We start from the raw sequence: 15,295 nt of genomic DNA, 5'->3' as shown, positions 1-15,295 counted from the left end.
CCGGATCAAGCCCTGACCCGGCAGCTATTCGTTCGCCAGGATCGCCTCGGTCTTGCGCACCGCGGGCGGCGTGCCGACGTCGAACCACAGGCCCTGATGGACGAAGCCGTAGGCGCGGCCCGCTTCGATCGCCTTGTTCCACAAGATGTTGGTCGAGAAAGCGCCGTCGGGCGCATCGGCGAACAGGCGGTGCGAGATGAGCTGGATGCCGGTATAGACGAAAGGCGCGACCTTGCCGGCCCGCCGCCGGCTCAGCCGCCCCAGCGCATCCATGTGGAAATCGCCGCGCCCGTCATGGCAATTGGCGCGCGCCAGCGGGACGAGGAGAAGCAGCGCGTCCATCGTCGCATCGTCCCAGCGCGCGGCGAGCATGCGCAGCGTGTCGCCCGGGCCGTCGACCCACAGATTGTCGCTGTTGACGACGAGGATCGGATCCTCGTCGAGCAGCGGCAGCGCCTTCCTGAGCCCGCCGCCGGTTTCGAGCAGCGCAGCGCGTTCGTCGGAAATGTCGATCTGCAGACCGTCGGTGCGTTTGCGCAGATGCGCCTCGATCGCGTCGGCCAGATAATGGACATTGACCACGGCGCGGCTCACGCCGGCCGCGCGCAGGCGATCGAGCGCATGATCGATGAGCGGCTTGCCCGCCACCTCGACCATCGGCTTGGGGCGCGTCGCGGTGAGCGGGCGCATCCGCTTGCCCAGCCCCGCCGCCATCACCATCGCCACGTTAAGCGGCGGGCAAACGGTATCGAGCCGGATTTCGAGCGGCTTGCGTATCCCGCCAATCATGTCAGGCGGGCGCCCGCGCGCTTTCCGTCCGGAATGTTGGCGTCGAACCACGCTCTGACCGGCGCGAGCGCCGGATGCGCCAGATCGCGTTCCAGATAGGTCCAGACGCGCGGCAGGAAGGACAGATAGCGTTCCTTGCCGTCGCGCTTCCAGAGGCGGGTGAAGATGCCGACGATCTTGGCGTTGCGCTGCGCACCGAGCAGCGCATAGGCGGCCTCGAAATCGCCGGTGGGCTGCGCCTTCTCGACATAGCGGGCGAGCATTTCCGCCTCGATCGCCTGCGGCACGTCGCGCCGCGCATCCTGCAGCAGCGAGACGAGGTCGTAGGCCGGGTGGCCGGCGAGCGCGTCCTGAAAATCGAGCAGGCCGAGCGCCGCCGATCCTTCGCGGCCGGGGATCAGCATGATATTCTCGGCATGATAGTCGCGCAGCACCGTCACGCTCCGCGCGCTTTCGGGATAGAGCGGCGCCAGCACGTCGTCCCACGCCGCTTCGTAGCCTGCCGCGTCGACGTCGAGCCCGGCGGCGGGGGCGAACCATTCGGTCAGCAGCTTCGCCTCGCGCAGATATTCGGAACGGCCATAGGGCGGCAGATCGGCGGCATGATGGCGGTGGAGCGCGACGAGCAGATCGACGGCGGCAGCGTAGATGTCATGCTCGCGCGCCGGCGTCTCGTCGACGGTCTCGCGCATCCGCGCGTCCCCGAAATCCTCGATCAGCACCAGCCCGTTGACCAGATCGGCGGCAAGCGTGCGCGGCGCGGAAAAGCCGATCTCGTCGAGATGCTTCGCGATCTTGAGGAACGGCCGGGGATCCTCGTGCGGCGGCGGCGCATCCATCAGCACGGCGCGGCGATCGCCATCGACGATGCGGAAATAGCGGCGGAAGCTCGCATCGCCGGCAAGCGGGAGAATACGGGCGTCTGGCCAGCCGGCGGCGGCGAGGAAATCGGCCGCGGCGGCTGGAGGAATCATTTGGGCGGCCATCGATCCCCCCAAGCCGCCGGCACCGCCGCTGTCAAGCGCCGGCCGCCCGAGGCGTCGGGTTCGAGCGTCAGGATGAGCGCGTCCGCCCAGAGCTGATCACCCATGCGTTCAGGCCATTCGATCAGCAGCGCGCTGTCGGTCCGCGCTTCGTCGAGCCCCAGCTCGTAAAGCTCGTCGGGATCCTCGATCCGGTAGAGATCGGCGTGGAGGACGGGCAGGCGCACCATCGGTGGATCATAGGGTTGGACGATCGCGAAAGTGGGGCTCGGCGCCTCGCCTTCGAGGCCGAGCGCGGCAAGGATGCCACGCGCCAGCGTCGTCTTGCCCGCGCCGAGATCGCCCTTGAGCGCGATAACGTCGCCGATGCGGAGCAGCCCCGCGATCCGCTGCCCCAGCGCGCGCGCCTCGGCTTCATCGGCGAGGATCATCGCGGCAGCTCGACGGAGACCGCCGTCCCCTGCCCCGGTTCGGACAGCAGGCTGAGCGTGCCGCCATGCGCCTCGACGAACTGGCGCGCGAGCGGGAGACCGAGCCCGAGCGACGGCGATTCGTCGCGATCGCCGTCGGCGCGCGAGAAGCGATCGAAGGCGCGCGCCTGCGCCTTGGCGTCCATGCCCGGGCCATTGTCCGACACGACAAGCCGCGCCGCACCATCCTCGCCGTCGGCGAAGAGGAGCACGCGCCCTTCGACCGGCGTATAGCCGATCGCATTGCGCAGCAGATGATCGAGCACCTGCCGCAGGCGGCGCGCGTCCCCCTGCACGCTGCCGACCGATGGCGCGATCTGGACGTCGAAATCGATGCGCTTCTCTGCGACCAGCGTCGCAACCCCCGCCGCTGCGTCAGCCGCGAGCTTGGCGAGATCGACGGCCTTGCGCTCCAGCGGCAGCCCGCTCACCTCGCTCTGGGTGAGGTCGAGCACGTCGTCGATCAGGGTGCCGAGACGCGCGACCGATTCGAGGATCGCGCCGACATAGTCCTTTGCCGTCGGCTCGAGCTTGCCGGCATAGCCGCCCGCCAGCATCTCGGCGAAACCGCCGATCGAGGTGAGCGGCGTGCGCAGCTCGTAGCTCATATTCGCGACGAAGGCGGTCTTGACGCGGTCGGCGGCCTCGAGCGCCTCGTTGCGGTCGCGCAGCGCGCTTTCGATGCGCCGGCTGTCGCTGATGTCGAGCATCGTGAACAGCGCGTTGCCATCGGGCAGCGGCACCGCCGCGAACTCGAAATGCCGCCCGTCCTTGAGCGCGACGCGGCCGCTGCGCTGCTTGCGCTCGACCGTCGCGACGCGGACGAGCTCGCGGATCATGCCGCCGCGCGCGGGATTGGTGAGCTTGCGCGCCGCCGCCTCGGCGAGTTGATCGACGCGCGGGTGCGCGTTGAGCAGCGCCTCGTCGAAATCCCAGACCTCGCGGAACTTGTTGTTCCAGATGTGGAGCTTGCCGTCGGCGGCGAACACGCCGATCGCCTCGAACAGATTGTCGAAGGTCGCGGTGCGGACCTGGAGCAGCGTGTCGCGCGCGCTCGACAGCGCAACCTGCTCGGTGCGGTCCTCGAAGATGACGAGCAGGCCGCCATCGGGCAGCGGCTGTGCGACGACGCGGAGATGGACGCCGCCGGCGAGCAGCCAGTTTTCCTCCTGCCCATTGGCATCGGTGAACCAGCCGCGCCGTTCCTCGCGCCAGGCGCGATAGTCGCGCGCCTCGGGCAGGCGCCCGGCCTCGCGCATCCGATCGAGCAGGCGATCGAATTCGGGGCGCTCGGCGAGCCATTCGGCCTTCAGTCCGAACAGGCGCTGGAAAGGCTGGTTGGAGAAGATCAGATTGCGATCGGGACCGAACTGCGCGACCCCGGCCGACAGGCGATCGAGCGTCTCGCGCTGCGCCTCGGCGAAGCGACGGAAGGCGACGCGCGCCTGTTCGAGCTCGTCGACGTCGATCGCAAAGCCCGCAACGCCGGCATCGCCCAGCGGCACGTCGACGACCTTGAGCATCCGCCGCTCGCCGCCGATCGTCGCGGGGACCATGCGCGTCACCGGCTCGCCCGCGTCGCGCGCCGCCGCCGCCATGGCGAGCGGGCTGCGGCCGCCGGTCATCTCGACAAGCTCGAGCCCGCGCGCGACGACCTCGTCGGCATCATTCGCCTCGACCGCCTTCACATAGGCGCCGTTGACCAGCGTCAGGCGGAGGTCGGGGGCACGGTGCCACATCGGCACGGGCGAAGCCTCGATCAGCCCCGAAAGCGCCCCGAAGGCGCGCGACAGGCGCTTGGCCTCCTCGCCCAGCCGGCCGATCTCGGCCTGGCTCTCGGTCGCGTCGAAGAACCAGATGATGACCGATCCCGGCGCGCCGAGCCCGGCGGGTGCGGGCGCGCCGCGCAGCAGCAGGGTGCGCGCCGATTTCTGGGCGCGGACGCCGCGCGTGAAGGGCTTGCCCGATTTCTGCGCCGCGCCGACATCACGTGCCAGCGCGGCGGCATCCTCGGGATTGAGGCCGCCATCCGTCGAGGAAAGGTCGCTGAGGAAATTGGGCAGGCGCGCGAGACCGAGCCAGTCGCCGAGCCGCTCGGGCGCCTCGATCCGCCCGTCGGCGCGCACGACGAGGGGCAAGGCGGGCGCTGAATCGACGAGTTGGGCCAGCCGATCGGCGCGGCGCGATGCCTCATGCGCGCCACGGCGCAGGCGCAGGCCGGCGAGCAGCATCCAGCCCGCGCCGATCAGCCACAGCGCCAGCACGATGCCGACGATCAATTCTACCGAGGAAGCCGCGCCCGCCATCGGGTCAAGTGTCTAGAGCCCCACGCCCGCATATCGCAAGCGCGGGGCTTTGAATGGCCCGTCAGTCAACGTCGCGCGAGACCGGCCTGGCGACCGGCGCGGCGCCCCCGGCAGCGCCGAGTTCCCACCAATAGGGCTTGCGCTTCCAGTTGCCGGTATCGACCTCGTTCATCGTCGCGCTGTCGTAGAGGCGACCACCCAGCATCACCCGGCTGATCTTGTCCGAGTTGCGGATATCGACCGTGGGATCGGCATCGAGGACGACGAGATCGGCGAGCTTGCCGGGTTCGAGCGAGCCGACATCCTTCTCGTAGCCCAGCGAGATCGCCGATTCGATCGTGCCGGCGCGGAGCGCTTCCACTGGCGTCATGCCGCCGCGCACGAAGGACCAGAGCTCCCAGTGCGAGCCGATCCCCGATTCCTGGCCATGCGCGCCGATCGATACGGGAACGCCCGCCAGCGCCAGCTTGTGCGCTTCGCGCGCGTTGATCTGATCGACATAGTCGTCCTCGGGCGCGATCATGCGGCGCACGCTGCCCGGATCGAGGATCGAGGGCGGCTCGTGCCTGGTCAGCAGCGGATGCTTCCACACATCGGTATGCGCGCGCCAATAGGGATCGCCGGCCGGGCCACCGAAGGTGACGACCAGCGTCGGCGTGTAGGCGACCTTGCTCTGCGAGAAGAGCTCGACCACGTCCTTGTAGAGCACGCTCTGCGGGAAATTATGCTCCAGCTTGGTGTTGCCGTCGACGATGTGGGTGATGTCGAGGTTGAACAGCGAACCGCCCTCGGCGACCACCATCATATTCTCCTCGCGCGCGACGGCGAGGATCTGCTGGCGTTGGTCGCGGCGCGGCTGGTTGTAATTCTTGACGCTGTATCCGCCCTCCTGCTTCAGCCGGCGGACATGGTTGCGCGCATCGTCGATGCTGTCGATCTGCGCATAGACGCCCGGCGCCTTCGCGCCATAGACGACCTCCGCCGTCGAGAAGATGCGCGGCGCGAGGTTGAGCCCCGCCTTCTGCATGTCCGACGCGACGAAGATCTCGCCCGCGCGCGCCGAGGGGTTGTGGATGGTCGTGGTGCCGAGCGCGAGGTTTACGATCGACGACCAGTTCTGTTCGGGAACCAGCTCGTCCTCACCCTGCGGACCGTGGGCGTGGGCGTCGATCAGGCCGGGGATGATCGTCTTGCCCGCCATATCGATCGACTTGGCGCCGCCGGGAATCTCGACCTCGCCGCGCTTGCCCACCGCGATGATGCGATCGCCGCGCACCACGACGACGCCGTCGTCGATGATCCCGCCATCGGCCGACTTCATCGTGACGACGCGCGCGCCGACGAGCGCAAAGGTGCCTTTGGGCTTGTCCGCCTCGACCGTGCGTTCGAGCGAAACGCCGGTCTTCGGCGCGACGAACTTGGGCGATGCGGCGCCGTCAGCAGCCGGCGCATTGGCGAACATCGTCGCGACATCGGCGCTGTAGACGATCGGGCCGAGGCTCCAGTTGAGCGTCTTGCCGCCGTTCGACCAGTTGAAATAGTCCGCGCCGTCGCCGCTGACCCGCGTGACGGGCAGGCCGCTGCCGCGCGCGCCGGCGCCGACATCCTGCGTGCCCGGAAGCAGCGGCATCACGAAGGCTTCGTAATTCTCGCGGAAGGCGACGAAATCGCCGCGCGGCGAAACGGTGTAGCTCGTCACCAGATCGCCATTGGCATGGACGCGCTCGGCCTGGCCATTGAGATCGGTGCTGACGAGCTTGCGCCCGCCGCGGCCGCCCTTGCCCATGAACAGGCGGTCATTGTCCGCGCCGAACTGCGGATCTGACCCGCCTTTGGCGACGAGGGCGGGAGCGCCGCCGCTTGCCGCGACCTTGTAGACGCCCGGTTCGTCCTGCCATTTGCTCGTCGTCAGGCCTTCGCTCTGGCGCGCTTCGAAGACGATCGTCTTGCCGTCGGGCGAGAAGCGCGGGACGGCATAATGGCCCGGCCGGGTGGTGACCGCCTTGGCGGTGCCCCCCGTCGCCGAGACCGTCTTGACCAGCCCCGCCCCCGCATCGGTCCATTCGACGAAGACGAGCTGCTTGCCGTCGCGCGACCAGGACGGCCAGAGCTCGCGCCCTTCGCCCTTGGTCAGCCGGCGCGGCTTTCCGCTCGCCATGTCCTTCACATAAAGCTTGCCCAGGCTTTCGAAGACGACCTGCGAGCCATCGGGCGCGACGCTTGCCCAACGCGGCATCTTCGCCTCGAAACTATCGGTGCCGATCGGCGTCTTGGGCTGGGGCGGATCGATGAGCCCGCGCGTGTCGCTGACATGGAAGGGGATTTCGGCGGCGCCGGTGCCGTCGGCATTCACACGACGGATCTTGCCGCCCGCCCAGAAGACGATGCTGCGCGAATCGGGCGTCCACGACATGTTGGGATAGACGCCCTGGACCGCCCAGGTTTCCTGCATGTCCTGATCGAGCGCGTCATAGACCTTGCGCTCCTCGCCGCTCGCCAGATCCTTCACATAGAGCTTGGACTTGGCGCGTTCGCGGCGAACGAAGGCGATCTTCCTGCCGTCGGGCGACGGCGCGGGGCGCACAGCTCCGCCCGGGCCGTCGGCGATCGTCGCGACTTCGCCGGTATCGATGTCATAGCTTTCGATCGCGAACAGCGCGGTGTTGGAATCCTGCGCATATTCAAAGATCGGACCGGGCGTGATGTTGCGCGTGTAATAGATATGCTTGCCGTCGGGCGCGAAGGTCGGCTCGCCAAGCTCCTTCTGGTTCTGCTCGCTGGCGCGCTTGACCAGTACGACGCCGCCGCCGCCCGAGACGTGATAGAGCCACACCTCGCCGGTGCCGAGCGAACGGCCCGTGGTGAAATGCTTCTTGGCGACGATGTAACGGCCATCGGGGCTCCAGCTCGGCTGGTTGAGGAGGCGGAAATCCTCCTTGGTCACCTGCCGCTTGTCGGTGCCGTCGGCGTTCATGATCCAGATATTGTCGCCGCCGCCGCGATCCGAAGTGAAGGCAATCCGCCTGCCGTCAGGCGACCAGCGCGGGTGCGTGTCGAACTCGAGCCCGTCGGCGATGCGCGTGGGCGTGCCGCCCGCGATCGGCATGGTGTAGATGTCGCCGAGCAGATCGAAGACGATGGTCTTGCCGTCGGGGCTGACGTCGACATCCATCCAGGTGCCTTCGTCGGTGTCGATCTTCACGTCGCGGATGGTCTGGCCGGGAGGCGCGTTGACGTCCCACCTAGCGGATTTGGCGTCCTTCGCGGGCGCGGTCTGCGCGCCAGCCCCCGTCGCCCCGAGCACCGCCGCCAAAACCGCCGTCACCGCATAACGCATGATTGTCGCCCCTTTACCGCCCCGAGTCCGGGTTGCGACGAAAGAGCGCGCGCGGCGGGCGGCGTCAATCCTGCGCGGCGGCGACCCCAAGAAAAATGGCGCGCACCCCAAAGGGCGCGCGCCACATTTCGTTCAGAGCCGAAAAGGCCGATCAGTAGCGATAATGATCGGGCTTGAACGGGCCTTCGACCGGCACGCCGATATAGTCGGCCTGCTTCTGGGTCAGCGTGGTCAGCTTCACGCCCAGCTTCTCGAGGTGGAGCGCCGCCACCTTCTCGTCGAGATGCTTCGGGAGGACATAGACCTCGTTCTTATATTCGCCGCTCTTGGTCCACAGCTCGATCTGCGCGAGCACCTGGTTGGTGAAGCTCGACGACATCACGAACGACGGGTGGCCCGTGGCGTTGCCCAGGTTCACCAGACGGCCCTTCGACAGGATGATGATCTTCTTGCCATCGGGGAACTCGACCTCGTCGACCTGCGGCTTGATCTCGGTCCACTTGAAGTTGGACAGGGCGCCGATCTGGATCTCGCTGTCGAAGTGGCCGATGTTGCAGACGATCGCCATGTTCTTCATCGCGCGCATGTGATCGACGGTGATGATGTCGGCATTGCCCGTCGCGGTGACGAAGATGTCGGCGCGCAGCGCGGCCTCTTCCATCGTCACGACTTCATAGCCTTCCATCGCCGCCTGCAGCGCGCAGATCGGATCGACTTCGGTGACCAGCACGCGCGCCCCGCCATTGCGGAGCGAAGCGGCCGAACCCTTGCCGACATCGCCGAACCCCGCGACGACCGCGACCTTGCCGGCCAGCATCACGTCGGTGCCGCGACGGATCGCGTCGACCAGCGATTCCTTACAACCATAGAGGTTGTCGAACTTCGACTTGGTGACGCTGTCGTTCACGTTGATCGCCGGGAAAGGCAGCTTGCCCTTCTTGGCGAGCTCGTAAAGACGGTGGACGCCGGTGGTGGTCTCTTCCGACACGCCCTTGATCGCCGCGACGGTCTTGGTGAGGTAGCCCGGACGCTCTGCGAGGAACTTCTTCAGCGTCGCGGCGAAGATTTCCTCTTCCTCGTTCGACGGCGTGAACAGCGCTTCGCCAGCCTCGACGCGCGCGCCCCACAGCGCGAACATGGTGGCGTCGCCACCGTCGTCGAGGATCATGTTGCAGACCGTGTCCTGGCCCCAGTCGAAGATGCGGACGACATAGTCCCAATATTCCTCGAGCGTCTCGCCCTTGATCGCGAAGACCGGGGTGCCGCCGGCCGCGATCGCAGCAGCAGCGTGATCCTGCGTCGAGAAGATGTTGCACGAGGCCCAGCGGACTTCGGCGCCGAGCGCGGTCAGCGTCTCGATCAGCACCGCCGTCTGGATCGTCATGTGGAGCGAACCGGTGATGCGCGCGCCCTTGAGGGGCTGGGCGGCGCCATATTCGGCGCGCAGCGCCATCAGGCCGGGCATCTCGGTCTCGGCGATCTCGATTTCCTTGCGGCCGAAATCGGCGAGGTTGATGTCCTTCACGACATAGTCGTCGAACGACGCGGCGGGGGCGGTAGCCACTAGCGGTCTCCTTGGAATCCTGACCGCGATCATGGCGGCCGTTGCGCCGGCCCCTTAACCGCCCCGGCGCGCCAAGGCAAATATAAAGATATCCTTATATGTAATTTCGTGCCGGCAACGACGCTGCGTCAGCGCCGCGCGGCGATCGTCAGGCTCGATCCCCGATCACTGCAGCGGCCCTCGGGCAGCACCGGTTCGATCCGCGAGATTTCGGCGATTTCGGCGAGGCGCGCCGCCGATCCCGCCGCGCCGACCGCAGCCTTGGCGATCCAGCCGAAATCCTCGCAGGACAGCCCGTCGCTGCCCGCGCCATAGCGGTTGGCGACCGCCGTGATGTAGGAATCGAACGCATCGAGGGTCGCGCGCTGGCCACGGCCCTCGTCGAAATGCGCTTTCAGCTTGGCGTTGATCTCGAGCAGCGCGGGGCGGCTGGTCCGCACGAAATGATTATAGTCGGCAAGGAAGCTGGCGGCGTCCTTGCGACAGCGCAGCGCTGAAACCATCAACATGGTGTCCAGTTCGCGCGTCTTGGCGGCCACGACGGACGCCTCGTCCCAGCAGCGCGCCTGAAGCGGCGTCGCCGCCATCGCCAGCGCTGCGCCAGCCGCCACGAATCCCGAAAAAGTCCGCATTGCCCCACCCCCCGGCCGGATGACTCCAGCTGGCCGATGGTGCGCCGCATTCGTCTATAATCGGTTAATGGCGCTCAGGCCGCGCCCGGGCTGGCGACGAGCATGCGGCTGTCGATCCCGGCGGCGAGAAAGGCCTGCCGCCAGCGGCTCTCGACCTTCGCCTCGAACAGCAGCGCGTCGCTGGCGGGCGCGACGAACCAGCCATGGCGCGTCAGCTCCTCGTCGAGCTGGCCGGGCGACCAGCCGGCATAGCCGAGCGTGGCCAGCCAGCGCTCAGGCCCCGTTCCCTCGGCGATCGCGCGCAGCACGTCGATCGTCCCGGTCAGCGCCCATCCGCCCTCGATCCTGATCGTATCCTCGCCTTCCCAGCCATCATTATGCAGGACGAAGCCCCGCTGCGGATCGACGGGGCCGCCGAGCAGCACCGGACGATCGGGCGCGACGCCGACCGGAATCTCGAACTGCTCGAGCAGATCGTGGAAGCTGACGCGCGCGGCGAGCCTGCCGATCCCGATACCCAGCGCCCCGCCTTCGTCATGCGCGCACATCATCATCACCGAGCGCTCGAAACGCGGATCGCCGATTCCCGGCATGGCGAGCAACAGCTTGCCTACGGTTGACATGAAAGCGTCCATCGCAGCGATCATAGACCGAAGCGGCGGCGCGCGTCATGCCCGACTTGACGCGGCGCGCGCACCGCACGACCTAAGCCAGCGCAGATTTTTCAAGGAGAGACGCTATGACCATCCAGACCGGCGACCAGCTTCCCCAGACCAGCTTCGTGAAGGCGGGCGAATCCGGCCCCGAGCAGGTCGATTCGGCTGACTTCTTCAAGGGCCGCAAGGTCGCGCTCTTCTCGGTGCCCGGCGCCTTCACGCCCACCTGCTCGGCGCGCCACCTGCCGGGCTTCGTCGACAAGGCCGAGGAGCTGAAGGCCAAGGGCATCGACGAGATCGCCTGCACCGCCGTCAACGACGCTTTCGTGATGGGCGCGTGGGGCAAGAGCGCGGGCACCGAAGGCAAGGTGACGATGCTCGCCGACGGCAACGGCGCCTTCGCCAAGGCCGTGGGGCTGGAGATGGACGGATCGAAGTTCGGCCTCGGCACGCGCGGCCAGCGCTTCTCGATGATCATCGACGACGGCGTGGTGACCGCGCTCAACGTCGAAGCGCCGGGCGACTTCAACGTCAGCTCGGCCGAACATATGCTGACGCAGCTTTGATGATTTAACCGGCAGCGCGGATCGCACATTTCGTCGCGCGGGCGGGAAAGATCGGACGATATGCTCGTTGGGCCCTTGTCATGTTCGCGTGAAAGGAGAGCCCAGACCATGAACGAGGATCCGATCATTCCCGCCGCCAACCGCAGCGTGATGACCCCGCAGGAAAAGGGCGCGGCTCTGCGCGCCGACATCGTCGATCGCGCCGGCGAGCTGCGCGAACAGGCGAACGAACTGCTCCATCAGGCAGTCGATTTTGCCAGGCAGCGCCCCTATGCGACGGCCGCGATCGTCGGCGGCGTGGCGGCGACGGCGGCGGCCGCAGTCTATGGCGGAACCCGCCTCGCCGCCCACCGCACCACCGAGTTCGAGGATGACGAGCCAGACCTTGCCCAGGCGCCCGCGACTACGCCGACCGCATAGCGATCTTGTGGCTGTCATGGACGGGGGCTAGACCTCGTCCATGACAGAACAAAGCGCGGAAGCGATCCTCAACCAGCTCAACCACATCTATTCGGAGGCCGTCGCCGCGCTCCGCTCGGCGATCGAGGACTTCGTTGCGCGCGGGATCAAGCCCGATCCGGCGGCGCGGGCCAACGGCATCTTCGCCTATCCCGAGTTGCGGCTGACCTATCATGGCGATGACGGCCCCGCCCTGCCCCCGCCGCTGCGCTCCTTCGGCCGCCTGACCGCACCGGGCCGCTATGCGACGACGGTGACGCGACCCGAAATCTTCCGCGACTATCTGGTCGAGCAGCTCGACCTGCTGATCAACGATTATGGCGTGACGATCGAGGTCGGGCGCAGCCGGCAGGAAATCCCCTTCCCCTATGTGCTCGATCCCGGCCACGAGATCGCGCTGGAAAGCGTCGCGCCGACCGAGCTGGCGCGCTGGTTCCCCGCGACCGAGCTTGCCCATATCGGCGACGAGATCGCCGACGGCCTGCCCGCCGCCGACGACGCCGCCCCGCGTCCGCTCGCGCTGTTCGACGCGCTGAGGACCGATTTCTCGCTCGCCCGGCTGCGCCATTATACCGGCACCCCGCCCGAGCATGTGCAGCGCTATGTGCTGTTCACCAACTATCACCGCTATGTCGACGAATTCGTGCGCTGGGCGTGCAACGAGGTGAAGGCGGACAAGGGCTATACCGCGCTGTCGGGCGCTGGCGGGCTGTTCGTCACCGCCGATGACGCCGATCCCGATCGGGTCATCACCGACAGCGCATGGCGGCGGCACCAGATGCCCGCCTATCACCTGATCGCCCCCGGCCGCGGCGGCATCACGCTGGTCAACATCGGCGTCGGCCCGTCCAACGCCAAGACGATCACCGATCACCTCGCCGTGGTACGGCCCGAGGCGTGGCTGATGATCGGCCATTGCGGCGGGCTGCGCCCCAGCCAGCGCATCGGCGACTATGTGCTGGCCCACGCCTATCTGCGCGACGACCATATCCTCGACGACGTGCTGCCGCCCGAGATTCCGGTGCCGGCGATCGCCGAGGTCCAGCAGGCGCTGGCGCGCGCGGCGGAAACGGTTTCGGGCGAGACGCCCGACGCGCTCAAGCGCCGGCTGCGCACGGGGACGATCGTGACCACCGACGACCGCAACTGGGAACTGCGCTTCACCAAATCGGCGCTGCGCTTCTCGCTGTCGCGCGCGGTCGGCATCGACATGGAATCGGCGACGATCGCGGCGCAGGGCTATCGCTTCCGCGTGCCCTACGGCACCCTGCTCTGCGTGTCGGACAAGCCGCTCCACGGCGAGCTGAAGCTGCCCGGACAGGCCAACCGCTTCTACGAACGCGCGATCAGCGAGCATATCCGCATCGGCATCGAAGCCTGCGAGGAACTGCGCCGCGAAGGCGCCAAGCTCCACAGCCGCAAGCTCCGCGCCTTCAACGAGCCGCCGTTCAGATAAGGGCGGGCCTGCTATCTCTAAGCCGGTCTGGCGGAGAGGAAGGAAAGGGCTTCGACAGGCTCAGCCCGAACGGAGGATGGCGGGCGGTCCTGCGTTTTCTCCGTCATTGCGAGCGTAGCGAAGCAATCCAGCCGCGCGATGCCCGGGGCATCGTCTGGATTGCTTCGTCGGCTTCGCCTCCTCGCAATGACGGGCGGTCGATCAGTCGGCGGCGCTGCTGACCCAGCCGCACTGCTGCCCTTTATTCTGTTCCTTCAGCCAGGCGACAAGCGGCTGGAAGTAAGCAAGCATCGCCTTGCCGCTCATCTCGCGCGATCCGGTGAACTTCTCGAGCGCGTCGGGCCAGGGTTTTGACATGCCCATTTCCAGCATGGCGTTCAGGCGCTGGCCGACTTCCTTGTTGCCGTAGAAGGAGCAGCGGTGGAGCGGGCCCTTCCATCCCGCCTGCCGGCACGCCGCCTCGTAGAACTGGAACTGGAGGATGCGGGCGAGGAAATAGCGCGTGTAGGGCGTGTTGCCCGGAACGTGGAACTTGGCGCCCGGATCGAAGGCGGTCGCGTCGTCGCGCGGCGACGGCGGCACGATGCCCTGATATTTGAGGCGCATCGCCGTCCACGCCTTGTTGTAGTCGGCGGGCTGGATGTTGCCCGCAAACACATCCCACCGCCATTTGTCGACGAGCAGGCCGAAGGGCAGGAAGGCGACCTTGTCCATCGCCTGGCGCAGCAGCAGGCCGATATCCTTGTCGGCGCTCGGCACCCTGGCGGGATCGAGCAGGCCGATCTTCACCAGATAGTCGGGCGTGATCGACAGCGCGACGAAATCGCCGATGGCTTCGTGGAAACCATCGTTGGCGCCGCCGAGGTAGAGCGGCGGCTGCTTGTTGTAGGCGCGCTGATAATAATTGTGGCCAAGCTCGTGGTGGATGGTCGTGAAGTCGTCGGCATTGACCTTGATGCACATCTTGATGCGCAGATCGTCCTTGTTGTCGACGTCCCACGCCGAGGCATGGCAGATCACTTCGCGGTCGGCGGGCTTCAGGAACATCGAATGCTTCCAGAAGCTGTCGGGCAGCGGCGCGAAGCCGAGCGAGGAATAGAAGCCCTCGCCGGTGCGGACCATCTTCAGCGCGTCGTAATTCTTCGCCTTGAGGAGGTCGCCGACATCATAACCGATGTCGCCGGCCCCCGGCGGCGCGACGATGGGGTAGATGTTGCCCCATTCCTGCGCCCACATGTTGCCGAGCAGGTCGGCGCGGATCGGCCCGGTCCTGGGCTGGACGGCATCGCCATATTTCGCGTTGAGCCTGGCGCGCGTGTAGCAGTGGAGCTGATCGTAGAGCGGCTTCACCTCGGCCCACAGCTTGTCGGTGAGCTTCGCGAACTCCTCAGGCGACATGTCATATTGCCCGCGCCACATCGCGCCGACATCGCTGTAACCAAGTTCCTTCGCGCCCTGATTGGCGATGACGACCATGCGCGCATAATCCTGCCGCATCGGCTTGCCGACATTGTCGTGCCAGCTCGTCCACATCTCCTTCAGGTCGTCGGGATCGCGATCGGTGCCCATGGCGGCCTCGATGTCGCTGCCGCTAATCTCCTTGCCTTTGAGCGTGCCGCGGCCCTTGCCGTAGGTCGAGGCGAGGCGCGTCGTGATCTCGGCCAGTTCCTTCGCGGCGCCGGGCGTGGTCGGCGCGGGCAGCACGAGCCCGCCGCGCAGGATGTCCAGTTTGCGCTTGGTATCGAAGGACAGGCCGGGGAGCGCCTGATATTCGGCCGCCTGCTTGGCGAGACGCACCGACATGTCGGTGCCCTTTTCCGAATAGATGGCATTGATCGCGTCGGTATCGTCGGTGATGTAGGTGGAATTGATCCAGGCGACGCGGCCCGCATCGACCGAGAAATCGAACAATTCCTTTTCCGCCGAAGCGACGAAGGCATCGGCCTGGGCAACGGTAGGCGCTGCCTGCTGCTGCGCCGGCGACGAGGTGGCGAGCGCCAGCGACGCGGCGAGCGCGAGCGTCGAGATCATGGCTTTCATCTTGTTCCCCTGAAGAGTCCTTATCGTTGCGCCGGAG

General features: G+C 67.1%; 12 protein-coding genes. 3 read left to right on the top strand and 9 right to left on the bottom strand.

Going from position 1 to position 15,295, the window contains the following annotated elements; translation table 11 throughout:
• Window positions 1–24 precede the first annotated feature (24 nt).
• The 8 genes from AC3WT0_RS00205 to AC3WT0_RS00170 all read right to left on the bottom strand — a co-directional run bounded on the left by AC3WT0_RS00205 (window position 25) and on the right by AC3WT0_RS00170 (window position 10,716).
• Entirely contained in the window at window positions 25–789 is a 765-nt protein-coding gene (locus tag AC3WT0_RS00205; protein ID WP_492750489.1) for a nucleotidyltransferase family protein, read from the bottom strand.
• Window positions 786–1,763: an aminoglycoside phosphotransferase family protein gene (locus AC3WT0_RS00200; RefSeq protein ID WP_492751171.1), complete on the bottom strand. Its 978-nt coding sequence runs from the start codon at window positions 1,761–1,763 to the stop codon at window positions 786–788. Before AC3WT0_RS00200 ends, AC3WT0_RS00205 begins: the two co-directional genes overlap by 4 nt.
• Window positions 1,760–2,203, bottom strand: coding sequence for a tRNA (adenosine(37)-N6)-threonylcarbamoyltransferase complex ATPase subunit type 1 TsaE (gene tsaE / locus AC3WT0_RS00195; RefSeq protein ID WP_492750487.1), 444 nt, complete (start codon window positions 2,201–2,203; stop codon window positions 1,760–1,762). Before tsaE ends, AC3WT0_RS00200 begins: the two co-directional genes overlap by 4 nt.
• Window positions 2,200–4,548: a PAS domain-containing sensor histidine kinase gene (locus AC3WT0_RS00190; protein ID WP_492750485.1), complete on the bottom strand. Its 2,349-nt coding sequence runs from the start codon at window positions 4,546–4,548 to the stop codon at window positions 2,200–2,202. Before AC3WT0_RS00190 ends, tsaE begins: the two co-directional genes overlap by 4 nt.
• Window positions 4,549–4,609: 61 nt before the next feature.
• Window positions 4,610–7,885 (bottom strand): amidohydrolase family protein, encoded by a 3,276-nt coding sequence (locus AC3WT0_RS00185; RefSeq protein WP_492750484.1) that lies wholly within the window; start codon window positions 7,883–7,885, stop codon window positions 4,610–4,612.
• A 151-nt stretch (window positions 7,886–8,036) separates the two neighbouring features.
• A complete protein-coding gene (ahcY, locus tag AC3WT0_RS00180) occupies window positions 8,037–9,482 on the bottom strand; it encodes an adenosylhomocysteinase (RefSeq protein WP_492750483.1) in 1,446 nt (481 codons plus the stop codon).
• A gap of 95 nt (window positions 9,483–9,577) precedes the next feature.
• Complete coding sequence (locus tag AC3WT0_RS00175) at window positions 9,578–10,081, bottom strand: hypothetical protein (RefSeq protein WP_492750482.1); 504 nt, start codon at window positions 10,079–10,081, stop codon at window positions 9,578–9,580.
• Window positions 10,082–10,155: 74 nt separating this feature from the next.
• Complete coding sequence (locus AC3WT0_RS00170; RefSeq protein ID WP_492750481.1) at window positions 10,156–10,716, bottom strand: YqgE/AlgH family protein; 561 nt, start codon at window positions 10,714–10,716, stop codon at window positions 10,156–10,158.
• Between the two features lie 104 nt (window positions 10,717–10,820).
• Here AC3WT0_RS00170 and AC3WT0_RS00165 point away from each other — a divergent pair, with 104 nt between their 5' ends.
• The 3 genes from AC3WT0_RS00165 to AC3WT0_RS00155 all read left to right on the top strand — a co-directional run bounded on the left by AC3WT0_RS00165 (window position 10,821) and on the right by AC3WT0_RS00155 (window position 13,218).
• Window positions 10,821–11,303, top strand: a complete 483-nt coding sequence (locus tag AC3WT0_RS00165; RefSeq protein WP_492750479.1) for a peroxiredoxin — start codon at window positions 10,821–10,823, stop codon at window positions 11,301–11,303.
• A 108-nt stretch (window positions 11,304–11,411) separates the two neighbouring features.
• Window positions 11,412–11,723: a hypothetical protein gene (locus AC3WT0_RS00160; protein ID WP_492750478.1), complete on the top strand. Its 312-nt coding sequence runs from the start codon at window positions 11,412–11,414 to the stop codon at window positions 11,721–11,723.
• Between the two features lie 40 nt (window positions 11,724–11,763).
• A complete protein-coding gene (locus tag AC3WT0_RS00155) occupies window positions 11,764–13,218 on the top strand; it encodes an AMP nucleosidase (RefSeq protein ID WP_492750476.1) in 1,455 nt (484 codons plus the stop codon).
• A gap of 201 nt (window positions 13,219–13,419) precedes the next feature.
• On the opposite strand, the gene AC3WT0_RS00150 is transcribed toward AC3WT0_RS00155, so the two are convergent.
• Complete coding sequence (locus AC3WT0_RS00150; protein WP_492750475.1) at window positions 13,420–15,258, bottom strand: M2 family metallopeptidase; 1,839 nt, start codon at window positions 15,256–15,258, stop codon at window positions 13,420–13,422.
• Between the last annotated feature and the right edge of the window lie 37 nt (window positions 15,259–15,295).

Source organism: Sphingomonas sp. EU05-FHT14C10 (assembly GCF_058790595.1).
The sequence above is the reverse complement of the archived record's forward strand: the minus strand, read 5'-3'. Positions and strand labels throughout refer to the sequence as shown.

What these genes read in the sequence shown, in the direction of transcription:
- AC3WT0_RS00160 (WP_492750478.1), top strand. Translation starts at nt 11,412, where the DNA reads ATGAACGAGGATCCGATCATTCCCGCCGCCAACCGCAGCGTGATGACC.
- AC3WT0_RS00200 (WP_492751171.1), bottom strand. Translation starts at nt 1,763, where the DNA reads ATGATTCCTCCAGCCGCCGCGGCCGATTTCCTCGCCGCCGCCGGCTGG.
- AC3WT0_RS00190 (WP_492750485.1), bottom strand. Translation starts at nt 4,548, where the DNA reads ATGGCGGGCGCGGCTTCCTCGGTAGAATTGATCGTCGGCATCGTGCTG.
- AC3WT0_RS00175 (WP_492750482.1), bottom strand. Translation starts at nt 10,081, where the DNA reads ATGCGGACTTTTTCGGGATTCGTGGCGGCTGGCGCAGCGCTGGCGATG.
- ahcY (WP_492750483.1), bottom strand. Translation starts at nt 9,482, where the DNA reads ATGATCGCGGTCAGGATTCCAAGGAGACCGCTAGTGGCTACCGCCCCC.
- AC3WT0_RS00150 (WP_492750475.1), bottom strand. Translation starts at nt 15,258, where the DNA reads ATGAAAGCCATGATCTCGACGCTCGCGCTCGCCGCGTCGCTGGCGCTC.
- tsaE (WP_492750487.1), bottom strand. Translation starts at nt 2,203, where the DNA reads ATGATCCTCGCCGATGAAGCCGAGGCGCGCGCGCTGGGGCAGCGGATC.
- AC3WT0_RS00205 (WP_492750489.1), bottom strand. Translation starts at nt 789, where the DNA reads ATGATTGGCGGGATACGCAAGCCGCTCGAAATCCGGCTCGATACCGTT.
- AC3WT0_RS00165 (WP_492750479.1), top strand. Translation starts at nt 10,821, where the DNA reads ATGACCATCCAGACCGGCGACCAGCTTCCCCAGACCAGCTTCGTGAAG.
- AC3WT0_RS00185 (WP_492750484.1), bottom strand. Translation starts at nt 7,885, where the DNA reads ATGCGTTATGCGGTGACGGCGGTTTTGGCGGCGGTGCTCGGGGCGACG.
- AC3WT0_RS00170 (WP_492750481.1), bottom strand. Translation starts at nt 10,716, where the DNA reads ATGGACGCTTTCATGTCAACCGTAGGCAAGCTGTTGCTCGCCATGCCG.
- AC3WT0_RS00155 (WP_492750476.1), top strand. Translation starts at nt 11,764, where the DNA reads ATGACAGAACAAAGCGCGGAAGCGATCCTCAACCAGCTCAACCACATC.